Below are 21310 nucleotides of genomic sequence, written 5' to 3' on the forward strand. Positions count from 1 at the left end.
GCTGTGTAACCGTCCGCGCCCAGGGGCCCTCTAGCAGGTCGACAGCGGTTTCCCGGGCTTGCCGGGATGCCGACCGGAGGCACGCTTGGAATTGGTCTTCCCCTGGTCGTTGACGATGACCCTCGGCCCGTTGCGCGATACGGCCGAGCGGGAGCTCGTCGCCGCCAGCCGGGAGGGCGACCGGGCGGCCTTCGGCGAGCTGATCCGGCGTCACGAGCACCGCGTGTTCCGGCTTGCGGGGCGCTTCTTTCGGGGGCGAGAGGATGTCGAGGAGGTCGCCCAGGAGACCTTCCTGACCGCCTGGCGCCGGCTGGGGACCTACGAAGCGCGAGCCCCCTTCGAGCACTGGATCACGCGGGTCTGCCTGAGGTCGTGCTACGCGCGCCTCGGCGCCGAGCGGCGGCGCCGGGAGCCGCTGTCATCCGTCGAGCCGGTGGCGCCGGCACGCGATCCGAACGCGGCGATCGAGGTCGAGCGGCTGCTGGCCAGGCTCGCCCCGGCCGACCGGTTCGTCCTCCTCCTCCTGGACGGGGAAGGTTGGAGCGTCCAGGAGATCGCCGCGCGGATCGGCTGGTCGGCGACCAACGTCAAGGTGCGCGCGTTTCGCGCCCGCCGGCGCCTCCGTGCACTCCTGGAGCAGGGATGAAGCGCGAAGACCTCGAGCGCCGCGAGCGGGCGTTCCACGACGCCCTGCGCGACCGCCACGCGCGGATCGATCCGGACGGGTCGTTCTCCCGGCGCGTTCTCGAGCGCCTTCCCGCCGAGCGCGAGTGGGGCCTCGATTGGGCGGCGTGGCGCGTTCTACCGGCTTCCGTGGCGCTCGCCGGTGTCCTCGCCGTCGCGGCGCTGATCACCCACGGGCGGACGGTGGCGGTGGCGACGAACGCCGCTCCGTCCACGTCGGCGGCATCCTCCGAGTCCGATCCGCTCGAGTGGCTGCTCGAGGGCGGCCAGGTGACCCGGTGAGCCGCTTCGTCGCGCTCGCTGCGGCGATCGCCCTCGTCCTCTCGGGGATGATGATCGGCGCCTTCGGGGCGTACCTGCTCCTCCACCGCCCCGGCGCGGGACCGATGGGGCCTCCCCCGCCCGGACCGATGCGTCCGATGGGACCGCCCGGGTTCGGTCCACCCGGACCTGGCGGGCCAGGCGGGCCCGGACAGCCATTCACGCGTGAGATGGACATGCGCCTCGAGCTGACTGCGGAACAGCGCGACAAGATCCAGGACATCCTCGAGGACAGCCGCAAGGAAGCCGACGCGCTCCGTCGCGAGCTGCGGCCGAAGCTCGAAGCGCACCTCGATGCCGTTCGGCGGAAGATCGCCGACGTGCTCACTGCCGATCAGAGAAAAACGTTTGACGCGCTTGTGAAGGACGACAAGCGACGCGCCGACAAGCTGTTCCTCGACGGGCCGCCGATGGGACCGCAGGGGCCGCCGCCTCCCCCTCCCTTCTAGGGAAATGGGGACAGTCCCCATTTTCTTCTCAACTCAACTGTAACCGCCGGCTCGGCCGCGCGCTCTTCATGGGCACGGGCGCCGGATACGGCGAGCGTCCGGGAGAAGGGGGCGACCATGAGTGCGAAGGCGATCCGGGCGGCGTTGGCGTTCGTCATCCTGTCGGGGGCCGGCGCGTTGACGTTTGCGCAGCAGGGTCCGCCGCCGCCTCCGCCGCCGCTGCCGCCGGTCCCCGTGCCCTCGGAGAACCCCATCACCGAGAACAAGCGCGTGCTCGGCAAGATCCTGTTCTGGGACGAGCAGGTCTCCGGAGACAGCACCGTCGCTTGCGGTACCTGCCACTCCTCGAATCGCTCCGGCACCGATCTCCGGATCGGGATCAATCCCGGCCCGGACGCGAACTTCAGCACCCCCGACGACAACATCCGCTCGTCACCCGGCGTGCGCCACGCCGACGTCAACGGCAACCTCGTCCAGGATCCCGTCTTCGGATTCAACGTCCAGGTGACGCGCCGCGCCGCGAACGCCGCGGTGCATGCGGCCTACACGCCCGAGGCGTTCTGGGACGGCCGCGCCAAGACGAACTTCATCGATCCCGACACCGGCCAGACGGCGATCGCCACCGGCGGCGCCCTCGAGAACCAGGCGCTCGCGCCGATCCTGAGCTCGGTCGAGATGGGCCGCGACAGCCGCTCGTGGGCCGACGTCGTGAAGAAGCTCGCGATCAGCGAACCGCTCGGGAACGCGACGAAGGTCCCGGCCGACGTGATCCCCGCGATCGCCGCGCACGCGACCTACCCCTCGCTTTTCCAGGCCGCGTTCGGCGACCCGGCGATCACCGCCGAACGGATCGCCTTCGCGATCGCGACGTATGAGCGGACGCTCATCCCGAATCAGACGCCGTGGGATCTCTTCGTCGCGGGCAACCCGACCGCGATGACCCCGGGCCAGGTGCAGGGCTGGAACTTCTTCCGCGGCTCGCCGTGCGCCGCCTGCCACACGCCGCCCAATTTCACGAATTACTCCTACCGGAACATCGGCGTGCGGCCGCCGACGGACGACACCGGGCGCGAAGAGGTGACCGGCTTCGATTCGGACCGCGGCAAGTTCAAGGTCCCGACGCTGCGCGGTGTGGGACTGAAGGTCTCCTACATGCACAACGGCGTCTTCTCGGACCTCCAGCAGGTCATCGCGCACTACCGGCCGAACAACCCTGCGATCTTCCTCGACAACATCGACCCGCTCCTCCCGGTGCCGGTGCCCCCCGACCAGGGGCCCGCCCTGGTCGACTTCATGGCGAACGCGCTGACCGACCCGCGCGTCGCCGCGGGGACCTTCCCGTTCGATCAGCCGTCGCTCAGCGCCGGCGCGTTACCCCAGCTCTCGTTCGACGCGGACAAGGTGACCCTGCGTTGGCCCGCGATCGGCGGGATCGCCCTCTACACCATGTACCGCGGCAACCTCGAGGACCTCGTCGACTTCAACGGCGACGGCCTTCCCGACCACGGCTACGGCGTCTGCATGAACGGGAGCGATCCCGACCCCACGGACACGACGTACGTCGACAACGAGGTCCCGCTCGAGGGGCACGGGTTCTTCTACGTGAAGGGCGTGCGCGACGGCAGCGTCGATCGCGGCCTCGGCGTGACGTCGTCGGTGCAGGCGCGCGTGCCGGCGGCGAGCTGTCCCTAGGTCGTGGACTTTCACGGTTGCGTTGGCGCGATGCTTTCGCTTCGATCTCCGTGTAGCCACGCTTCCATCCGAACGCGCTGCGACTCGCGTTCCGCATCCCGCCGAAGGCGGTAGGTCGGCCCCTCGGTTTCGCGGTCGCGCCAGAATTGCTGCGCACGGCGAATGTCCGCCTTACACGCGTCGCAATAGTCGTGCATGAAGTGGTCCAACAGGCCTGGAAAGAAATTGCGAGCGATCACACGCGGCGTGGGATGAGCCATCGGGCAGTCGAGCGATGTGCAATGTCCCTGGTGCTGTCCCCCGCGCTCGTGTTGCGGGTTCTGGACAAGTCCGAGCACATGTCCGAATTCGTGGACGAGGGTCATCTCCTCCATCCGGTCGAAGCTCAGCCATAGGTGTGCGTACCGTGCGTGCGCGTCGCGCGACACGCTGACGAAGGACACCGGGATCGCTTTGCCATCGTGCAGGGTCCACACGGTCGACGAATAACCGAAGTAGCCGGCGCCGAGCTCGGGAACGAAGAGCACGTACCGCCACTCGGTTCCCGCCACGAGTGCGCGCTCCGCCCTCGCGTACGTGTCGGCGATGCGCCGCATCGCGTCGCCCGAGCCCTTCAGCTCGTTCCATCGCGCGAGGGGAATCTCCTGATCGACGATGACCTCGCAGGGATGTCGGTTCGGACTGTACTCGTGCAGGATCGCCTCGAGGCCACCGATCGTCTCCGGTCCCGGCTTGCACCCTTCGACCCAGGCGATCTCGACCACCGTGACCCGGGAGAAACCGTCACCAAGCAACCACGGGTCGAGCTGCTCGGCGAGCTTCTCGACCGGGTACGGCGCGCTCGAATCCTCCAGGGAGGGATAACGTGGCAGCAGTCGAAAGCCAACGGCCAGGACGACCAGGGTCGTTGCTGCCGCGATCGAGATCCGGCGGAACGTCAGCGATGGCACGTACGCCCTCGGAGCGGTTACCCCGTATCATGCGCCTCTCCGACCGATGAGCTCCTATCGATTCTGCCGAACCGACGACATCCAGCTCCTCGTGGACGCGTTGAACCGTTGCGCGCCCGAGGGACGTGCCACCGTCGACGGCTTCAAGCGCGACATCCGCGAGCTGGGCGTCTGGTGCTCGAGCTGCATGGTCGCGTTCGATGGTCCCGAGCCGGTCGGCGTGCTCATCGGGTGCAAGCGGCCGCCGGAAACGTTCGTCCGCATGATCGCCGTGCATCAAGAACATCGCCGCAAAGGCCATGCGCGCCATCTCCTGACTTCGCTGTCGGCGAAGCTCGCGATCCTCGGGCCGCCGAGGCTCGTGGCCGAGGTGCCGGAGGACGATGCGGCTGCACAGGCGCTCTTCGCCGCTTGCGGCTGGCGCGAGACGGGACGGTTCGCCGATCTCGTGTTCGATGTCTCGTCGTCCCCCGCGCCACCTGACGGCCTGATCCATGACGCGGGATACGAGGAGCTGAAGGACACCTTCGCCGCGTCGGACGCGTCCTCTTGGGAACGTAGGCCGGCAACGCTCGACGCACGGTCGCAGCGCCTCCGCGGGCTCGTCTTCACGGGCGTGGAACGCGTTGATGCGTCGCTCGTCCACGACGCGGGAATAGTGTGGGCCATGAGCCATGAGCGCGATGTTGCCGGACGAACGGCGCTCCGCGCCCTGGCCGGGGAGCTCGTGCTGCGGAACGGAGGGGCGATCGCGCCGCGCGTCCTGCTAGGCGACGAGGTCGACGAGGCGCCGTGGATCCGGCCGGGAGCCGTGACGCTGCGCTTCGTTGCCGAAGCGCGGGGCGCGTAGAAGCTCGCTTTTTCGGCGGTTCTGGCACTTCCATCCTCCATCGCCATATTCGGGAGAGGAGGACCGCGCCATGACGCGATGCGACTTCTGCGGATCGACGATTCTCTTCGGCGGCAAGTCGTCGAACGGTCACCGCTTCTGCAACGACCGGTGCGCGCAGCGGGGACTCTTGATCTCGATCTCGAACACGATTCCGGAAGCCGAGGTTCAGCAGCAGGTGTGGCAAACCCATCAGGGGCGCTGCCCGAAATGCGCCGGGCCGGGGCCGATCGACGTGCACGTCAGCCACCGCGTGTGGTCGGCGCTCGTGGTGACGAGCTGGCGGAGCCAGCCGCGGATCTCGTGCCGGTCGTGCGGAACGAAGGCGCAGGCGGGGGACCTGGCGTTCTCGCTCGTCTGCGGCTGGTGGGGATTCCCGTGGGGCCTTTTGCTCACGCCGGTTCAGATCGGCCGTGATGTCGCCGGCATGGTCAAGGGACCGGACCCGGCGCAGCCATCGGATTCGCTGAAGAAGATGGTGCGGATGCAGATGGCGGCGAATGCGGTGGCGGCGAAGGCGCCGGTGACTCCCGGCACGTCGCGCGTGCCGGTCGGCACGCGCTAGGTCAGACGCGGCCCCCACCGCGCCCACGGCGGCTTTCGGCGACCGTGCGATCGTGCGCCTCCTCCTCCGGCCTCTCGCTCTCGGCAGCGCGTGACGGCAACCCCGAATCGGCGGTCATGAGGCGGACGCCGCGCGCCATGAACGTGATGAGGAGCGGGGTCGCGGCGCCGACGTTGAAGGCGAGGATCCGCTTGTCGATTTCATAGGCGACGGCGAGCAGGCCCGCGAGCGCCGCGAGAACGGTCCGCGTCACCCAGAAGCCGGCCTTGCGATAGCGGGGCGGGAGCGAGCGGCGGGGCGACGAGTACAGAGCGACGAGCGTGACGACCTCGACCGCCGCGCTTCCGAGGAATCCCCAGCCGAACGTCTCGTACGCTGTCATCCTCGATCGGTTTCCTCCACCGTGTCGGAGGCGAGGTCCGCTTCGGTCTCCTCGCGTGCCTCTTGACGGATCAGCTCGCGCACGCCGTTCAGGAGCGCGTGCTCCTTCTCAGGCGACAGCTCGCGCGCCTGCATTTCCTGCTTGAACCAGTCGACCATCCGGCGCGCCCGATGGTTGACGCGCCGGTCGGGAATCGCCTCGGAGCTCTCGCTCCCCCGGGTTTGCTTTCCGTCGGCCGCGTCGAGGTTCGCCACGTACTCGACGAGGAAGCGCTTGAGCCGCTTATCGCGCCGCTGAGAGCTCATGCCATCGCTCCTTCCACCCCACCGTGAGTGTGGTCCCAGTTGTGCCGCGCCGCAATTTCATGCTCGTAACACTGCCGTGGCGCCGGCCGGCGGAACGGCGACGTCGCCGCTTTTCCACAAGAGCTCTGCCTTGCAAACGTCCCGCGGATCGCGAGGACGTGACGCAGGACGGCATTGACGGAGCATGTCGAACGCCTCGATCGAAACGTCCCCGCCAGCAATCCGTATCATCCCCCATGTCCGAGCAAGAAGACCGCCTCGCCGAGAAGCTCCGCGGCTTCGGACCGCTCGGGAGCGCCGCGTCGCTCGTCGTCCTCCTGTTCGGGCCGGTGCTCGAGCCGTTCAACTTGCTTCCGGCACTGGCGTGGATCCACTACTCGAAGACGCCGTGGAGCGACCTCGGCCTGGCGAGGCCAAAGAGCTGGCTCACGACGATCGCGGGCGGCGCACTCTTCGGGGCGGGACTGAAGCTGCTCTTCAAGAGCGTCGTCATGCCGCTCTTCGGCACGCCGACGGTCAACGCGGAGTACCACTACCTTTACGGGAACACCGCCGCGCTGGCGTCGATCATGATCGTCGCCGTCTTCGGCGCCGGGTTCGGTGAGGAGCTCGTCTACCGCGGCTTCCTCTTCGAGCGGCTCGGGAGGCTGTGGGGACGGAGCCCGCTCGCGAAGACCGCGATCGTCGCGGTGACGTCGCTTCTGTTCGGGGCGATCCACTACCCGGCGCACGGGATCTACAGCGCGACCCAGGCGGCGCTCGACGGGGCGGCGTTCGGGACCGTCTTCGCGATCACAGGACGTCTCTGGCCGCTCGTCGTCGCCCATGCTGCGTTCGACGTGACGGCGGTCCTGATCATTTACTTCGGTTGGGAGGAGCGGATCGCCGGCTTGGTGTTCCGCTGAGGTACGATACGCCGCGGTGAACATCGCTCTCCGCAAGGTCGAGCCGGGCGACCTGCCGACCCTCTTCGAGCACCAGCAAGACCCGGTCGCGAACGCGATGGCGGCTTTTCCCCCGCGCGACCGTGAGGCGTTCGACGCGCACTGGGCACGGATCCTGAGCGACCCGACCCTCGTCACGCAGACGATCCTCGTCGACGGCGACGTTGCCGGGAACGTCGTCATGTTTCCGAGGGACGGCCGGCATCTGATCGGCTACTGGATCGGGCGCGAGTGGTGGGGTCAGGGGATCGCGACGGCGGCGTTATGGCGCTTCCTCGAGGTGTTCACGATCCGCCCGTTGCATGCCTTCGTGGCCACGACCAACGTCGGGTCGCGTCGCGTCCTCGAGAAGTGCGGCTTCACGCTCGTCGAGGTGCTGCCCCATGGTGACGACGGGGTGCAGGAGGTCCTGATGGTGCTCGAGCGGTGACCCGGTATGCGGCGTTCCTGCGGGGAATCAACGTCGGTCGCGCCAAGCGCGTCTCGATGGCGGACCTCGCGGGCCTCGTCGAGCGGCTCGGGTACCGGGAGGTCGTCACCATCTTGAACAGCGGAAACGTCGTGTTCACCGCGCCCGCGTCCCTGCGCGGCGATCCGGGACCCAGGATCGAGCGGGCGGTCACGGATCAGCTCGGCGTGAGCTCGCGGGTCACCGCCCTCACCTCCGCCGAGGTGAACGCGGCGATCGAGGCGAACACTCTCCTGGACATAGCATCGAACCCGTCTCGGCTCCTCGTGGCGATCCTCTCCAAGAAGGTCGACCGCCGTGCGATCCAGGGGCTCGTCCGGCGCGATTGGGCCCCCGGGGCCCTCGTCCACGACGGGCGGGCCGCCTTCCTCTGGTGCCCCGACGGGATCCTCGGGAGCCGCCTCGCCAAGGAGTTCGCCGCGGCGATCCGCGACGATGCCACGACCCGCAACTGGGCGACCATGCTCCGGATCCAGGCGGCGCTGCGGAGCTCGTAGTCCGCAACACAGTTGACGCAGGCGTCCCCAGACCTAGATTTTCAACGGATATGACGCCGTCCACACCGAAGCCGCGGTTCCTGATCGGGGCCTCCCCCGACGATCGGGCGATCGCCGAAGCGCTCCGGACGGCGCTCGCGGATCTCGCCGACGTCACCCTCTGGTCCCGAGGCGCCTTCGAGCCTGGGCTCACCGGCTCCGCCGGCCTCCTCGACGCGGTTCGCGGATTCGACTTCGCGGCGTTTGTCGTCGCGCCCGAAGGAACGGCGCCGAAGCGCGCGACACGGCGCGGCGACGCGTCCGACCCGGTCGCGCTGGCTCTCGGGATCTGTCTGGGCTCGCTCGGGCGTCAGCGAACGTTCGTCGTCTGTTCCGCCGAGAGTCCCTTGCCCGCCGAGCTTCGCGGCGTCGTCGCGGCGACGTTTCCGCCGCCGCGCTCGGCCGGCATCCCACCGGCGGTCGGGTGCGCCGCGGCGATCCTCCGCGAGCAGATCCTGCGCCTCGTCCCGGCTCCGACGGCGGGCAAGGCCGCGCGCGCCGGCGCGACGAAGCCGAATCAGGTCGCCCGGAGGCGCCGCCGCCCCACGCTGGGGACGGCCTACCTGGCGGGACCGCGGCGCGTCCTCAAGATCGTCGACATCAGCATGACCGGCGCGCTCCTCGAGTCGTTCGGCGAGATCCCCGAAGGGCAGCTCCTCGATCTCGACCTCGCCCTCGAGAACGGCACCCGGATCCGGGTCAGCGCGCGCGTCGCCAGGAACCAGCACCCGCAGTGGGGCCGTTCGGGGGGCGTCGGCGTCGCGTTCCTCCGCTTCGAGGGGGACTCGCGCGAGCACCTCGCGCAGTACATCGACGCCGACCCCGACGCGTCAACAGGCGAGCTCCACCTGCTCGCCGACGCGGACGTCCCCGCCCGCTAGCCCTCGCGCCAGAACGCGAACGCCTCCTCGAGGCGGTCGTTACCCCAGAAGATGACTCCATCGCCGTAGGATAGTCGACATGATCCGCGAGATCGACGCGTCCGAGTTCGAGATCGTGTGGCCGATCTACCGCGCGGTGATCGCCGGCGGTGACGCCTTCGCACCGGCTCCCGACACACCGTTCGAGGAAGCGCGGCGGACGTGGGCCGAGCCGCCGGCCCGCGCGTTCGTCGCCACCGAAGCGGGCGCGGTCCTCGGGAGCTACATGCTCCGCCCGAACCAGCCCGGCCTAGGCGACCACGTCGCGAACGCCGGCTACATCGTCGCCCCGAAGGCCCGCGGCCGCGGCCTCGCGCGGACGATGTGCGAGCACTCGCTCGAGACGGCGCGCGTGGCGGGATTCACGGCGATGCAGTTCAACTACGTCGTCGCGACGAACACGGGCGCGATCAAGGTCTGGGAGCGCTGCGGCTTCAAGGTCGTCGGACGTGTCCCCAAGGCGTTCCGCCACGCGACACTGGGACCGGTCGACGTCCTCGTCATGCACCGTTTTCTCTGAGGGGACAGCTTCCGAAACTCTGTGCTTCGAGTTTCGGAAGCTGTCCCCTCTTAATTACTGTCCCCGTGTCGCCGCGCGGTAGATGAAGAAGCAACCGATCGTGAGCGCCCATGCGGCGAAGAACGCTGCGCCGGGAACGTGGACGCTCGATCCCGGCGCCGTGAACCGTCCGAAGAGCTGCGTCATGAGCGGCGGCCCGAGGATCGAGCTGACCGAGAAGAGGCTAGCGACGGCGCCCTGGAGCTCGCCCTGCGCGTCGGGCGGCACGCGGTGCGACATGAGGGCGTTCGTCGTCGGCATGACGATGGCACCGAAGAACCACGTCGGCAGGATCGCGAACATCATCCACCCGCTCGTGGCGAGCCCGTAGGCGGCGTAGCCGAGACCGCCCACGACGATCCCGGTGAGCGCCGCGCCGCGCTCGCCGAGCACCGGGACGACGAGCCGCGGGACCAGCGCCTGCGCCGACGCCATGACGAGCCCCGCGAGGGCGAGCGAGGCGCCGATCGTTCCCTCGGCCCAGCCGAACCGGTACTTCGTGTAGAAGCTCCACGTCGACGGCATGACCTGATTCGCGAGCATCCAGAGGAAGAGCGCGACGAGCAGGCCCCAGACGGCCGGGTGCTTGCGGAGCTGCCGCATCGTTCCGAGCGCATTGGCCCGTTTCCAGTCGAACCGGCGCCGCCTCTCCGCCGGGAGCGACTCGGGGAGAACGAAGAGACCGTAGAGGAAGTTGATCGAGCTGAGCGCCGCGGCGGCGAAGAACGGCGCGCGTGGCCCGAGTCCGCCGAGGAGCCCGCCGAGCGCCGGCCCGGTGATGAATCCCACCCCGAACATCGCGCTGACGATCCCGAAGTTCTGCGCCCGCTTCTCCGGAGCGCTGATGTCGGCGACATAGGCGTACGCCGGGGTGAACGAGGCCCCCGCCATCCCGGCGATCGACCGGCCGAGGAAGAGCCACGGCAGCGTCGGCGCGAAACCCATGACCACGTAATCGACCCCGAGCGCGCCGATCGCCGCCAGGAGGACCGGGCGTCTCCCGAACCGGTCCGACAGCCCGCCGAGGATCGGAGCGCAGAGGAACTGCATCGACGCATAGACGAACGTCAGCCAGCCTGCGTCGAGGACCGCCACGCTCGCCGGCTTGCCCGTGAGCGTCTCGAGGAGCCGCGGCATGACCGGGACGATCAGCCCGAAGCCGATCGTGTCCAGGAGCAGCGTGATCGCGATGAAGGCGAGGGCGTGGCGCTGGCTGCGGGGGGGCGAGGTCATGGCGGGTGGTTAGGTTCGTTGGGGCTGGTCGGTAGGTTTCCAACGGCTACTGACTGCCGACGATCAAATAAAAAGGGCCCCAGCCTTGCGACTGGGGCCCCAGGAGCTGCCGGTGTCGATGACGTTGGGTTACCCCGCGTATTACGGGTCATCCCAGACGCAAACGGCGCCTTGAGCACCCTACGAGGACGCCACCTCCACCGAACGGAAACTAAGGCTGTTCAATGGATCACCTCCTTCGTCGGGCGACTCGATGCGTGAGGGCCCCAACCCTCCGGCCCCCGAGCCCGCCCAAGGCCCGCGGACCGTCGCCCGGCGCCTTCGCCGTGCGGAATTAGTGTACGCTGCGGCGGATGAAGTCGTACCACGAAATTATCGGAGATGGCGGCTCCAACGTTTTGGGCCAAGTACTCGAGCAGCGGGACCGGATCGCGCGCGCCCTCTCGGGGGTGCGCCACCGGGTCGCGGTCGGGTCGGGTAAGGGCGGCGTCGGCAAGAGCACGGTGACGCGCGTCCTGGCTTCGGCGCTCGCGATGAAGGGGCGCGCGGTCGCGATCCTCGACGCCGACTTCAACGGGCCGACGCAGGCGCGCATGACGGGTCTCTCCGGCGCCGTGCCGGTGCCGGGTCGTGAAGGCCTCGCCCTCCCCCGCTCGAAGGACGGCGTCGGCGTCTTCTCCATCGGCGGCTTCCTCCCCGAATCGAAGCCGCTCGAGTTCGACGCGGTCTCCACCGGCGAGGCGCACACCTGGCGGGCCACGCGCGAGTTTGCCGCCCTGGGCGAGGTGCTCTCGGCGGTCGCGTGGGGCGACCTCGACGTCCTCCTCTTCGACCTGCCGCCGGGAACCGAGCGCACGATGCAGTTCGCCGACGCGCTCGGGGCCGAGACGAGCTTCGTCCTCGTCACCATCCCGTCCGATGTCGCGCGCGGGGTCGTCGCCCGCTCGGTGAGCGCGCTGGCCAAGGCGTCGAACCCGGTGCTCGGCTACGTCGAGAACATGAGCGGCTACTTCTGCGCCGACTGCAACGAGGTCAAGCCGCTATTCCCGGAATCGAAGGACGCGGTGGCGCTCGACCTCCCCTGCCTGGGGCGCGTCCCGTTCGACCCGGCGCTCGCCTTCGCGTGCGACCGTGGCGTCTCCTTCGCCGACCTTCCCGAATCGGCCGCGACGCGGGCCCTCATGGCCGTCGCCGGCCGCCTGCTCGAGTCCCTGGAGACCGGCCGATGAAATTCCTCTGCGTCCCCTGCGATCAGCCGATGAAGATGATGGCGGTCACGCCGCCTGACCGCGGCTCGGTCGCCGTCACGTACGGCTGCCCTGAGTGCGGCTACGAGATGGCGATGCTCACGAACCCGTTCGAGACGCAGCTCGTAACGTCGCTCGGCGTGAAGATCGGGCCGAACGAGGGAAAGGACGCCGCAACCGCGACGAGCGGCTCGAAGTGCCCGTTCGCCGGGATGATGGCCGGCGCCTCGGAGGAGGCGGAAGAGACGAAGGGTCCCAAGTGGACCGCCGAGGCCGAGGCACGGATGGAATCGGTCCCGAGCTTCGTCCGCTCGATGGCGAAGACCGGCATCGAGAAGTTCGCGGAGGAGAGCGGCTACACCGTCATCGACGAGAGGGTGCTCGACGAAGCCCGGTCGCGCTTCGGTATGTGAGATGGATCCGTCCCCGTTCGAGCGCCCGTACGTCGTCTCCTGGAATCTGACCTACCGCTGCAATCTCGCCTGCGAGCACTGCTACCTCGACGCCGGCGGCAAGCCGCTCGTCCACGACGAGGCATTCTCGGACCGAAGCGAGCTGACGACCGCGCAGTGCTTCAAGGTGGTGGGCGACATCGCGGCGTTCGCGCCCGAGGCCGTGACGATCCTGACCGGCGGCGAGCCGCTCCTCCGGCGGGACATCCTCGAGATCGTCCGCCACGCGAACGCGAAGGGCCTCTGGGTCGTCGTGGGCACGAACGGCGTGAAGATCACGCCGACCCTTGCCGCGCTCCTGGTCAAGGAAGGCGTGCGCGGGATGTCGCTCTCGCTCGACGCGCTCGATCCGGCAAGTCACGACGCCTTTCGGCGCGTGAAGGGTGCGTGGCAGAACACCGTCGACGGCGCGAAGATCCTCGGGGCGGCCGGGCTGCCGTTCATCGTGCAGACGACGATCGGCGCGCACAACGTGAACGAGCTCGAGGCAATCGCCGCCTTCGCGCATGACGAGCTGGCGGCAAAGGTGTGGAACCTCTACTTCCTCGTCCCCACGGGCCGCGGCGCGTTCGTCTCCGACATCGCGCCCGACGCCTACGACCGGATCCTCGAGGGGCTGAACCGCATCCAGAAGCATTACGCCGGACGGATGCTCGTCAACGCCAAGTGCGCCCCGCACTACGTGAAGACCTTGATCGAGCAGGATCCGGACTCGCCGTTCCTGAAGACGTACACAGGCGGAGCCGGCGGCTGCCCCGCCGGCACGCACTACCTCGGGATCCGTCCGAACGGCGACGTCACCCCCTGCCCCTACCTCCCTGTCTTCGGCGGCAACCTCAAAGAAGAAACTCTCGCGAGCGTGTGGGCGGCCTCGGAGCCGTTCGTCGCGATCCGGCGGCGCACGAGCCTCGGCGGGCGCTGCGGCGCCTGCGAGCTGAACGCGATGTGCGGCGGCTGCCGCGCTCGCGCCTACGGCGCGACCGGCGACATCATGGCCGAAGATCCCTTGTGCACTCATACGCCGGGCAAGTTCGCCGGCTCCCCGCTCATCTCGATCAAGCCCGTGGAATACGGAAAGTCCTCCATCACCGAGATCGCGTGGGACGACGACGCGCGCGAGCGCATGAAGCGTATCCCCGCGTTCGTTCGCGGCATGGTCGTGAAAGCGGTCGAGGACTCGTGCCGGAAGAGCGGCGTGTCTCGCGTCACGCTCGCGGAGCTCGAGGCGATTCGGTCGAAGGTGCCGGCGCGATATTCGATCTTCGGGAAGCGGGGCTAGGTCAGTTGCAGCCCGTGAAAACCTGCGGCCGGCAGCTCGTCGCGCTCGGTGGACGCTGGTTGCCGTCGCTCGCCGTGCCGTAGGAACCCTCGGCACCGTCGGAGTTCAGCGGTACGACCAGATAGTAACGGCCGTCGGACGCCGGTGTCAGGGACATCGAGGTCGCCCCTCCTGTGGTGCAGCGTCGCGGCACGTGACTCGCGAAGCTGCCGAGCAGACCCTCGTAGATCGCGTAGTCCGAGTCCGTGGGCCGACACGAGTGCCCCCACGACAGCTCGAGATCGCCGGGAGTGCTCGCCTTGCCGATCATGAGAGGCATCCCCGGGACGTCGCCGCCGTCGGGCACGCCGCCCGCGGCGGACGGTGAGGAGAGATGCGCCACCCACCCCTCGGTCAGCCCGTTGTGCGTGCCCGTGCCGACCAGCGTTCGCCCGTCACCGCTGACTCCGTTGGCAGCGGTCAAGACCCAACCCGTCAAGTTGATTCCGATCGAGGGGAGGTACGTGTTGAGGTCCACCATGCCCAGGGCGGACGTCGAGAGCATCGCGTGGTCGGGGGACATGAGGACACCCACGACGATCTGGCCGTCGCCGCTCACGCCGTAGGCGCGCGAAGCCATTCCTGGCAACGTTCCGAGGTTGACCATGCCGCCGACGCTCGTCCAGCGGAACGCGCGGATTTGTGCGAACCCGCTGGTGCCGCCGTAGCCCACCACGGTCGCGCCGTCGTCGCTCACGCCGGACGCATGCGAGGTGGTGCCTCCCGGCATCGTGCCGAGGTCGGCCAAGCCGCCCGCGAGCGACCAGCGGAACGCATGGTCATCGGAGGACCCGGTGCTCTCGCCGACGACGATCGAGCCGTCCGAGTTGCAGTCGCGGGCGATCGAATAGCCCACGCCCGTCAGCGTGCCGAGACTGTGCATGCCGCCGGCGCTCGTCCACCGGAACGCGTCGTTGACCGGATCGCTGAAGCCGGCGACGACGAGGCCATCCCCACTGACGGCTTCCCCGTACGAGCTCAGAGCCTGCCCGTCTCCGCCGCCATCCAAGGGAAGGCCGAGATCGACCATGCCGCCCGAGATCGTCCAGCGGAAGGCGCGGGTGCCGGCGGTTCCCGTCACCACGGTGCCGTCATCGCTCACATCGGCGGCGCTCGAGCCCGTTTGTCCAGGCAGTGTCCCCAGATCGACCATGCCTTGTGAGCTCGTCCAGCGGAAGGCGCGGTTGCCGCTCGCGCTGCCCACGACGACCGATCCGTCGCGGCTGACTCGCGACGCCGAGGATTGCGTTCCTCCTGGAAGAAATCCCATCCCGGAGAGGCTCTGGGCATGGACCACGGGCTCGCCGAGGCGCACGAGGATGAGCAACGGCGTCACGACAAAGGCGCGTTGGGTCGCGTTCAAGTGTTCTTGATGGTACGCCGAGCTCGCGACGATGGCGCTGAAATCGAATCGGGGCGAGGGGCCACAATCGGGTGACGCCCGGAGGGCGCGGCGCTCCTTTTCGCAGCCCTCGGGTGAATCTCCGAGCGAATTCATGGATGTCGCCCTGGATCGATTTTCGCATGCGTTCGACCATGGAATCACTCGGAGGTGACCATGGCCAAGCGAGCCCGCGTCGTCTATGACGTCGCATCGGACGGCCGACGATGGAAGATCACCGCGGAGGGCGGCGCTGTCCGCAGCCTCCACTCGACCAAGGATCAGGCGGTCAATACCGCGCTCAAGGTCGCGAAGCAGAACGCGCCGTCGCAGCTCCGCATCCACAAGCTCGACGGATCGATCGAGAGCGAGCGGAGGTACGAGGAAGACCGGTTCCCGCCGCACCCAGGTGCAAGGCAGTCGCGAGAGGAGTAGTCTCCCCGCATCGAGCGGGAGGACACCCATGGTGGCTTCAGGAGACGTGGTCCGCAGCTTCTACCGGGCGGTTGTCGCGCGTGACTTTGCGTCGGCGCGCAAGTACCTCAGCGACGATCTCGTCTTCGAGGGCCTCTTCGAGACCTATCGCAACCCCGAGTCGTATCTCCGGACTCTCGAGGGGTTGATGGGGATCACGACCCGCCTCGACATCAAGGTCGTGGTGGGGGAAGGGAACGACGCCGCGGTGTTCTTCGAGCTCGAGACGAAGGCGCCGGCCGAAGCGGTCACGCTGGTGGCCGAGTGGCACCAGGTGCGTGACGGGAAGATCGACCACGTTGCCTCGGCGTTCGACGGGCGGCCGTTCGCCGCGATGTTCGCGGGGGCGAAGAAGGCGTGACGAGAATCGTGTATCTCGCCATGACGTTGCTCTTGGGCGTGTCCTCGGCCGCTCACGGAACAGCGGCAACGTTCGAGGCAAAGGGCGATCTTTACACGCTCGACACGGGGCATCTCACCGGCGAATGCCACGTCCTCGATCGCGGAAGCGCGGGGGTCGACGTCGATTGCTACGACGACGACGGCCACCGGGCGTTCGGCAATTCGAAGCTGGGCTGCATCACAACCTCGCACGGCGGGACGTGCCGTAAGGGGCCACGCCTGGAGTTCAAGTCGGCCGTCATGTTGACGTGCGGGAAGACTGACTACGTGATCGGCACGAAGAGCGAAGGGACGATCTGCCAGGTGACGTACGACGTCTCGGGGCACGCCGAAAGCGGCGTGTGCGACGACCGGGAGAAGAGCTCGGCGAAGGTCGACTGCTCGAAGAACAAGGGCGAGGGAGCCTGCGATCGCACGACCGGAAGCGGCGGCTGCCTGATGCCCTAGCTCAGTTCCAGGCGGCGTCTTCGCCGGTGAGTTTCTTCTCTTCGCCGTCGATCCACGCCTGGAACTGCTCCGGCGTGTCGATCGTGACGTAGCCGCGCATCGAGTAGTGGCCGAGGCCGCAGAGCTGCGCGCAGGCGATCTCGTAGACGAACTCGGGATCGTTCACCTGCTTGCGCATGTCGTCGGTCGTGATCGTCGGCACGAACCAGAGCGGGATCTGGAGGCCGGGGATGGCGTCCTGCTTGACGCGGAACTCGGTGAGATTGAAGCTGTGGATGACGTCCTTGCTGGACAGCTCGACGATGACCGGCTTGCCGACGGGGAGGTGGAGCTGGTTCACCGTCGTGATGTCGTCCTTGGCATCGGGGTCGCTCCGGTCGAGGCCGAGCGGGTTGTTCTGGACGTCGATGAGCTTGATGTCAGTCTTGCCGAACTTCCCGTCGGGGCCCGGGTAGTGGATGTTCCACGCGAACTGCTCGCCGACGACGCGGACGACCGTCGCGGTTTCGCGCGGCGGGAACTGATCGACGCGCTTGGCCCAGAGAGGGATGGAGAACCCGATCAGCAGCACGGCCTCGGCGATCGCGACGGCGACCTCGAGGTACGTCGAGGTGTGGCTCTTGACGCCGGCGTAGTCCGCGACCGGGTGCTTCTTCGCGCGGAAGCGGTAGAGGACGTACGCGAAGAAGGCGATCCATCCGACGAAGAGCACCGCCATCAGGACGTGCACGATGACCATCGTGCTGTCGACCTCGGCGGCGTGCGCCGATGCCGCCACCGGAAGCCCCATCGTTCCAAGCATCATGCCTCTCCCGCTTCGCTCTGCTGCTGGAGCTCGGACCACTCGGCCGCGAGCTGGGCCGCTTGCGCGCGTTTCGCGTGGCGGCGGAGGTGGATGAAGAAGGCGGCGAACCCGCCCTGGACGCTCACGGTCACGCCGAGGAGGAGCCACACGCCCGTGCGGGCTCCGTCGGTCAGGGGCGACTGCACGTCCCCGGTGAAGCAGGCGGCGCAGGCGAGGATCGGGGCGGCGATCATGGCACCCTCCGGGACTTCTTGAGGAACCACGTCTCGTAACCGACGAGGAGCGCGCCGACGGCGAACGCGGCGAACGCCGCACCGCGGTTCTGCGGCAGGTACCAACACCCCAGCCCCACGGCCAGGAGCACCGAGGCCGAGATGAAGAGCACGTGGAACGCCTTCAGCGACAAGGTCACCGTCCGATCCGATCGTGGACCGTAAACGCCGGAACCGCAAGGAGCACGAGGAAGAAGACGACGGTCAGGAACATGACCCAGAGGATCAGCTTCTTCTCGGAGATCAAGTGCATGAAGTAGCAGGCGACGAGCGAGCCCTTCACCGTCGCGATGATGAGCGCGACGATGATCGCCTGGTGGACCTCGAGATGCTGCGTCGAGACGGCGACGGTGACGAGCGTCAGGAACATCAGGGTGACGAAGACGAGGATGTAAGCCCGGACGTGCTTCTTGAGATCGGCGGCGTGGTCGCTCATCGCTCGGCTCCTAGAGCAGGTACAGGACGGGGAAGAGGAAGATCCACACCAGGTCGACGAAGTGCCAGAACAGGCCGGAGTTCTCGACGCGGTTCGTGAACTGCTCCTTGTCGGTCTTCCACAGCTTGGCCCCCGGACCCCAAAGATAGGCGTTCACGCACGCGCCGCCCACCACGTGCAGGCCGTGGAGCGCCGTCATGGTGAAGTAGATCGCGAGGAAGGTGTTCGTCTTCGGGTAGAGGCCGAGCTCGAACTTGTGCGAGTACTCGAGATACTTGATGAACATGAAGCCGAAGGCGCAGAGGATCGTGAGGCCGAGGTAGATCCGGAACTGCGTGAACCGGTCCATCTTGAGCGAGTACCACGCCATGACCATCGTCACCGAGCTCGTGATGAGGACGATCGTGTTGGTCGTGGCAAGCGGGATGTTGAGGAACTCGCGGCCGTGAGGCCAGACCGTGGCACCGGTGCGCAGCAGGATGTAGGTCGCGAAGAGCGCGCCGAAGAGCATCACCTCGGAAGCGAGGAAGAGCCAGATGCCGATCTTGCCGTTGTTGAGGCCGGTGTCGGGCCGCGGGGCGACGGTATACGGAATCGGGATGTCGCTCACGTCAGCTCCTCTGATCCTGCGGGGTGAAGTCCTTCGCGGCGCCCGGCACGCTGTACTCGTACGCGCCGCGGTAGACGGTCGGGATCGTCTTGAAGTTCCCGTGCCCGGGAGGCGATCCGGCGGCCGACCATTCGAGCGTCGTCGACTGCCAGGCGTTCGAATCGACCTTCTCGCCGTTCTTCATGCTCCAGAAGAAGTTGATGATGAACGGGATCTGGAAGAGGGCGAGCCCCCACGCCGAGAACGACGACCACTGGTTGTAGTGGAGGACCGGCTTCGTGAAGGCGTACGTGGCGCCGCCGTCGGCGAGCCGCCGCGACATGCCAGCAAGGCCGGTCAGGAACATCGGCATGAAGATGCCGTTCATGAGCAGGAGCGACGGCCAGAAGTGCCAGCGCCCCAGCGTCTCGCTCATCTTGCGGCCCGTCGCTTTCGGGTACCAGTAGTAGATGCCGGCGAAGAGGGCGAAGATCGTCCCCGGCGCCACGACGTAGTGGAAGTGACCGATGACGTAGTACGTGTCGTGGAGGGGGATGTCGGTGATGTTGAGCCCGAGCGGCAGCCCCGTGAGGCCGCCGATCCCGAACATCGGCAGGAACGCGAGGGCGAAGAGCATCGGCGTGTTGAAGCGGATCGACCCGCCCCACAGCGAGATGATGAGCGACGTCAGAATCGCGACCGACGGGATCGAGATGATCATCGTCGTCGTCTGGAAGAACGCGGCCATCGTCGTGCCCATGCCGGTCATGAACATGTGGTGCGCCCACACGATGAACGACATGAAGCCGAGAAAGATCAGCGAGTAGACCATCGTGCGGTAGCCGAAGAGCGGCTTCCTCGTGTTGTTGGCGATGATCTCCGCGACGATCCCCATCGCGGGGAGGATGAGGACGTACACCTCGGGGTGCGCCAGGAACCAGAACAGGTGCTGCCAGAGGAGCGGGTTCCCGCCTCCCGACACCTGGAGCGCCTGGCCGGAGACGACGAGGCCCGACGGGAGGAAGAAGCTCGTCCCCGCGACGCGGTCCATGAGCTGGAGCACGCCCGCCGCCTCGAGGGGCGGGAAGGCGAGGAGGAGCAGGAAAGCGGTCACGAACTGCGCCCAGCAGAAGAACGGCAGCCGGAAGAACGACAGCCCCGGCGCCCTGAGCTGGATCGTCGTCACGATGAAGTTGATCGCGCCGAGGAGCGACGACGTGATGAGGAGGACCATCCCCATGATCCACCACGTCTGTCCGCTGCCGGCGATGTCGGAGAGCGGCGCGTACGAGGTCCAGCCGGACTGCGCGGCGCCCCCCGGCGGGATGATGAACGACAGGAGCATCGTCACGCCGCCGAGGAAGAAGAACCAGTAGCTCGCCATGTTGATGCGCGGGAACGCCATGTCCGGCGCCCCGATCTGGAGCGGGAGGACGAAATTCCCGAAGCCGCCGACGGCGAGCGGCACGATGCCCAGGAAGACCATGATCGTGCCGTGCATCGCGCCCAGCTCGTTGTAGAACGTCGGCAGCATCGTGCCGCCGGGGGCCCGGCCCTCGCCGAAGAGCCCTCCGATGAGCGGGATCGCCTTACCGGGGAAGGCAAGCTGCCATCGCATGAGCATCATCAGGAAGAAGCCGAAGAGCAGGAAGCAGAGCGCCGTCACCGCGTACTGGATACCGATCGTCTTGTGATCGGTCGAGAAGACGTACTTCTTCCAGAACGACAGGTCGTGCGCGCCGTGCTCGTGGACGTCCGCATGCCCCGCATGCGGAGTCGTGGTGCCGGTCGACGCCATGCGTGAACCCCCGGTCGGCCGCCCGCGCTACTTCGCGCCGGGCGCCGTGAACTTGAAGTTGATCGTCTTCGTGTCGCTCGCGCCGACCGTCACGGTCTGCTTCTGGACGCCGAGCTTCTCGTGCCACGCGTCGATCTCGTAGGTCCCCGCGGGGAGGTCGGAGATCGTGAACTTGCCGTCGGTCTTCGTCACCGAGAAGAACGGATTGTCGAAGACGCCGGCGTACGAGCTCATCCACGGGTGGACGTCGCACTTGATCATGAACATCCCCTCGGCCTTGCCGAAGGTCTTGCTCGACTCCTTCACCGTCGGCGGCATCGCCATGTTGAACTGCGAGTTCACCTTGGGGAGCGCGTGGACGTTGTGGAGAATCCCGTCCGAGTTCAGGACCTTGAACGGCTGGTTGACCATCAAACCGAAGACGTGCGGATCGTAGTGGCAGCCCTTCTGGTCCATGACGACCGGGGTCGTCGGTGTCGGGTAGGTCTTCCCGGCGGGAAGGCCGCTGCCCACGCTGACCATGATATTGGCCATCGTGTTGCCGGAGCCGAGGACGAGGAGATCGCTCGGCTGCGGATTGCCGCCGTGCATCTTGGCGCAGTTGGCGTCGGCGGTCATGTCGATCGGCTTCAGGGTCGGGACCTTGCCGTCGTACGTCACGGTACCGGTGATCGTCGCGGCGAAGAGCGTGCCGCCGGTGAAAGCAGCGGCGAGGGCGACGGCGATGGTCGGAGTCACGAGACGGCGCATGGTTGTTCTCCTGAAAGAGGCCGGTTCAAAGTCTCGACTTT

General features: G+C 67.7%; 29 protein-coding genes. 17 read left to right on the forward strand and 12 right to left on the reverse strand.

The window, feature by feature from the left end; translation table 11 throughout:
* Positions 1 to 85: 85 nt before the first annotated feature.
* The 4 genes from VFV19_01400 to VFV19_01415 all read left to right on the forward strand — a co-directional run bounded on the left by VFV19_01400 (position 86) and on the right by VFV19_01415 (position 3146).
* Complete coding sequence (locus VFV19_01400) at positions 86 to 646, forward strand: RNA polymerase sigma factor (protein ID HEX4822946.1); 561 nt, start codon at positions 86 to 88, stop codon at positions 644 to 646.
* A complete protein-coding gene (locus VFV19_01405; protein HEX4822947.1) occupies positions 643 to 966 on the forward strand; it encodes a hypothetical protein in 324 nt (107 codons plus the stop codon). The genes VFV19_01400 and VFV19_01405 overlap by 4 nt, the downstream gene beginning before the upstream one ends.
* Positions 963 to 1454 carry a periplasmic heavy metal sensor gene (locus VFV19_01410; GenBank protein ID HEX4822948.1) on the forward strand — a complete coding sequence of 164 codons (492 nt, stop codon included), beginning with the start codon at positions 963 to 965 and terminating at the stop codon, positions 1452 to 1454. The genes VFV19_01405 and VFV19_01410 overlap by 4 nt, the downstream gene beginning before the upstream one ends.
* Before the next feature lie 117 nt (positions 1455 to 1571).
* Positions 1572 to 3146 carry a cytochrome c peroxidase gene (locus VFV19_01415; GenBank protein HEX4822949.1) on the forward strand — a complete coding sequence of 525 codons (1575 nt, stop codon included), beginning with the start codon at positions 1572 to 1574 and terminating at the stop codon, positions 3144 to 3146.
* 11 nt (positions 3147 to 3157) lie between these two features.
* On the opposite strand, the gene VFV19_01420 is transcribed toward VFV19_01415, so the two are convergent.
* A complete protein-coding gene (locus tag VFV19_01420; GenBank protein ID HEX4822950.1) occupies positions 3158 to 4096 on the reverse strand; it encodes a hypothetical protein in 939 nt (312 codons plus the stop codon).
* A 46-nt stretch (positions 4097 to 4142) separates the two neighbouring features.
* Between VFV19_01420 and VFV19_01425 the strand changes: the two genes are divergently transcribed.
* Together VFV19_01425 and VFV19_01430 are read left to right on the forward strand one after the other, a co-directional pair.
* Entirely contained in the window at positions 4143 to 4946 is an 804-nt protein-coding gene (locus VFV19_01425; GenBank protein HEX4822951.1) for a GNAT family N-acetyltransferase, read from the forward strand.
* A gap of 70 nt (positions 4947 to 5016) precedes the next feature.
* On the forward strand, positions 5017 to 5550 hold the full coding sequence (locus VFV19_01430; GenBank protein HEX4822952.1) for a hypothetical protein: 534 nt from the start codon (positions 5017 to 5019) through the stop codon (positions 5548 to 5550).
* A 1-nt stretch (position 5551) separates the two neighbouring features.
* On the opposite strand, the gene VFV19_01435 is transcribed toward VFV19_01430, so the two are convergent.
* On the reverse strand, positions 5552 to 5932 hold the full coding sequence (locus tag VFV19_01435; protein HEX4822953.1) for a hypothetical protein: 381 nt from the start codon (positions 5930 to 5932) through the stop codon (positions 5552 to 5554).
* Entirely contained in the window at positions 5929 to 6237 is a 309-nt protein-coding gene (locus VFV19_01440; GenBank protein HEX4822954.1) for a hypothetical protein, read from the reverse strand. Before VFV19_01440 ends, VFV19_01435 begins: the two co-directional genes overlap by 4 nt.
* Before the next feature lie 236 nt (positions 6238 to 6473).
* Between VFV19_01440 and VFV19_01445 the strand changes: the two genes are divergently transcribed.
* From VFV19_01445 to VFV19_01465, 5 genes are all read left to right on the forward strand, one after another.
* Entirely contained in the window at positions 6474 to 7142 is a 669-nt protein-coding gene (locus VFV19_01445) for a CPBP family intramembrane glutamic endopeptidase (GenBank protein HEX4822955.1), read from the forward strand.
* Positions 7143 to 7158: 16 nt separating this feature from the next.
* On the forward strand, positions 7159 to 7611 hold the full coding sequence (locus VFV19_01450) for a GNAT family N-acetyltransferase (protein ID HEX4822956.1): 453 nt from the start codon (positions 7159 to 7161) through the stop codon (positions 7609 to 7611).
* Entirely contained in the window at positions 7608 to 8147 is a 540-nt protein-coding gene (locus tag VFV19_01455; protein HEX4822957.1) for a DUF1697 domain-containing protein, read from the forward strand. The genes VFV19_01450 and VFV19_01455 overlap by 4 nt, the downstream gene beginning before the upstream one ends.
* 50 nt (positions 8148 to 8197) lie before the next feature.
* Positions 8198 to 9067, forward strand: a complete 870-nt coding sequence (locus tag VFV19_01460) for a TIR domain-containing protein (GenBank protein HEX4822958.1) — start codon at positions 8198 to 8200, stop codon at positions 9065 to 9067.
* A gap of 79 nt (positions 9068 to 9146) precedes the next feature.
* A complete protein-coding gene (locus VFV19_01465; protein HEX4822959.1) occupies positions 9147 to 9626 on the forward strand; it encodes a GNAT family N-acetyltransferase in 480 nt (159 codons plus the stop codon).
* A 54-nt stretch (positions 9627 to 9680) separates the two neighbouring features.
* Here the strand turns inward: VFV19_01465 and VFV19_01470 are convergent, their stop codons facing one another.
* Entirely contained in the window at positions 9681 to 10898 is a 1218-nt protein-coding gene (locus VFV19_01470; protein HEX4822960.1) for a TCR/Tet family MFS transporter, read from the reverse strand.
* A 353-nt stretch (positions 10899 to 11251) separates the two neighbouring features.
* Here VFV19_01470 and VFV19_01475 point away from each other — a divergent pair, with 353 nt between their 5' ends.
* From VFV19_01475 to VFV19_01485, 3 genes are read left to right on the forward strand one after another with little or no spacing between them, the layout of a single operon-like run.
* Complete coding sequence (locus tag VFV19_01475) at positions 11252 to 12127, forward strand: P-loop NTPase (GenBank protein HEX4822961.1); 876 nt, start codon at positions 11252 to 11254, stop codon at positions 12125 to 12127.
* Complete coding sequence (locus VFV19_01480) at positions 12124 to 12558, forward strand: PCP reductase family protein (GenBank protein HEX4822962.1); 435 nt, start codon at positions 12124 to 12126, stop codon at positions 12556 to 12558. Before VFV19_01475 ends, VFV19_01480 begins: the two co-directional genes overlap by 4 nt.
* A gap of 1 nt (position 12559) precedes the next feature.
* Complete coding sequence (locus VFV19_01485) at positions 12560 to 13876, forward strand: radical SAM protein (protein ID HEX4822963.1); 1317 nt, start codon at positions 12560 to 12562, stop codon at positions 13874 to 13876.
* A gap of 1 nt (position 13877) precedes the next feature.
* Here the strand turns inward: VFV19_01485 and VFV19_01490 are convergent, their stop codons facing one another.
* Positions 13878 to 15278: a hypothetical protein gene (locus tag VFV19_01490; protein ID HEX4822964.1), complete on the reverse strand. Its 1401-nt coding sequence runs from the start codon at positions 15276 to 15278 to the stop codon at positions 13878 to 13880.
* Positions 15279 to 15473: 195 nt separating this feature from the next.
* On the opposite strand from VFV19_01490, the gene VFV19_01495 reads away from it, so the two are divergent.
* Genes VFV19_01495 through VFV19_01505 form a run of 3 tightly spaced genes read left to right on the forward strand, consistent with a single transcriptional unit; the run spans position 15474 to position 16619 of the window.
* Positions 15474 to 15731 (forward strand): DUF2188 domain-containing protein, encoded by a 258-nt coding sequence (locus tag VFV19_01495; GenBank protein ID HEX4822965.1) that lies wholly within the window; start codon positions 15474 to 15476, stop codon positions 15729 to 15731.
* Positions 15732 to 15759: 28 nt separating this feature from the next.
* Positions 15760 to 16131: a nuclear transport factor 2 family protein gene (locus tag VFV19_01500; protein HEX4822966.1), complete on the forward strand. Its 372-nt coding sequence runs from the start codon at positions 15760 to 15762 to the stop codon at positions 16129 to 16131.
* Complete coding sequence (locus VFV19_01505) at positions 16128 to 16619, forward strand: hypothetical protein (protein HEX4822967.1); 492 nt, start codon at positions 16128 to 16130, stop codon at positions 16617 to 16619. Before VFV19_01500 ends, VFV19_01505 begins: the two co-directional genes overlap by 4 nt.
* A 1-nt stretch (position 16620) precedes the next feature.
* Here VFV19_01505 and VFV19_01510 read toward each other — a convergent pair whose 3' ends face one another.
* From VFV19_01510 to VFV19_01540, 7 genes are read right to left on the reverse strand one after another with little or no spacing between them, the layout of a single operon-like run.
* The gene (locus tag VFV19_01510; GenBank protein HEX4822968.1) at positions 16621 to 17421 is read right to left on the reverse strand and encodes a hypothetical protein; all 801 of its coding nucleotides are present in this window, start codon (positions 17419 to 17421) and stop codon (positions 16621 to 16623) included.
* The gene (locus tag VFV19_01515) at positions 17421 to 17657 is read right to left on the reverse strand and encodes a hypothetical protein (protein ID HEX4822969.1); all 237 of its coding nucleotides are present in this window, start codon (positions 17655 to 17657) and stop codon (positions 17421 to 17423) included. The genes VFV19_01510 and VFV19_01515 overlap by 1 nt, the downstream gene beginning before the upstream one ends.
* Entirely contained in the window at positions 17654 to 17836 is a 183-nt protein-coding gene (locus VFV19_01520) for a hypothetical protein (protein ID HEX4822970.1), read from the reverse strand. Before VFV19_01520 ends, VFV19_01515 begins: the two co-directional genes overlap by 4 nt.
* Positions 17833 to 18132 (reverse strand): cytochrome C oxidase subunit IV family protein, encoded by a 300-nt coding sequence (locus tag VFV19_01525; protein HEX4822971.1) that lies wholly within the window; start codon positions 18130 to 18132, stop codon positions 17833 to 17835. The genes VFV19_01520 and VFV19_01525 overlap by 4 nt, the downstream gene beginning before the upstream one ends.
* A 10-nt stretch (positions 18133 to 18142) precedes the next feature.
* A complete protein-coding gene (locus VFV19_01530) occupies positions 18143 to 18742 on the reverse strand; it encodes a cytochrome c oxidase subunit 3 (protein ID HEX4822972.1) in 600 nt (199 codons plus the stop codon).
* Position 18743: 1 nt separating this feature from the next.
* Positions 18744 to 20519: a cbb3-type cytochrome c oxidase subunit I gene (locus VFV19_01535; protein HEX4822973.1), complete on the reverse strand. Its 1776-nt coding sequence runs from the start codon at positions 20517 to 20519 to the stop codon at positions 18744 to 18746.
* Positions 20520 to 20546: 27 nt separating this feature from the next.
* Positions 20547 to 21269 (reverse strand): carboxypeptidase regulatory-like domain-containing protein, encoded by a 723-nt coding sequence (locus VFV19_01540; protein ID HEX4822974.1) that lies wholly within the window; start codon positions 21267 to 21269, stop codon positions 20547 to 20549.
* Between the last annotated feature and the right edge of the window lie 41 nt (positions 21270 to 21310).

It is taken from the genome of Candidatus Polarisedimenticolaceae bacterium (genome assembly GCA_036275915.1).
In the GTDB taxonomy this organism is placed as follows: domain Bacteria; phylum Acidobacteriota; class Polarisedimenticolia; order Polarisedimenticolales; family DASRJG01; genus DASRJG01.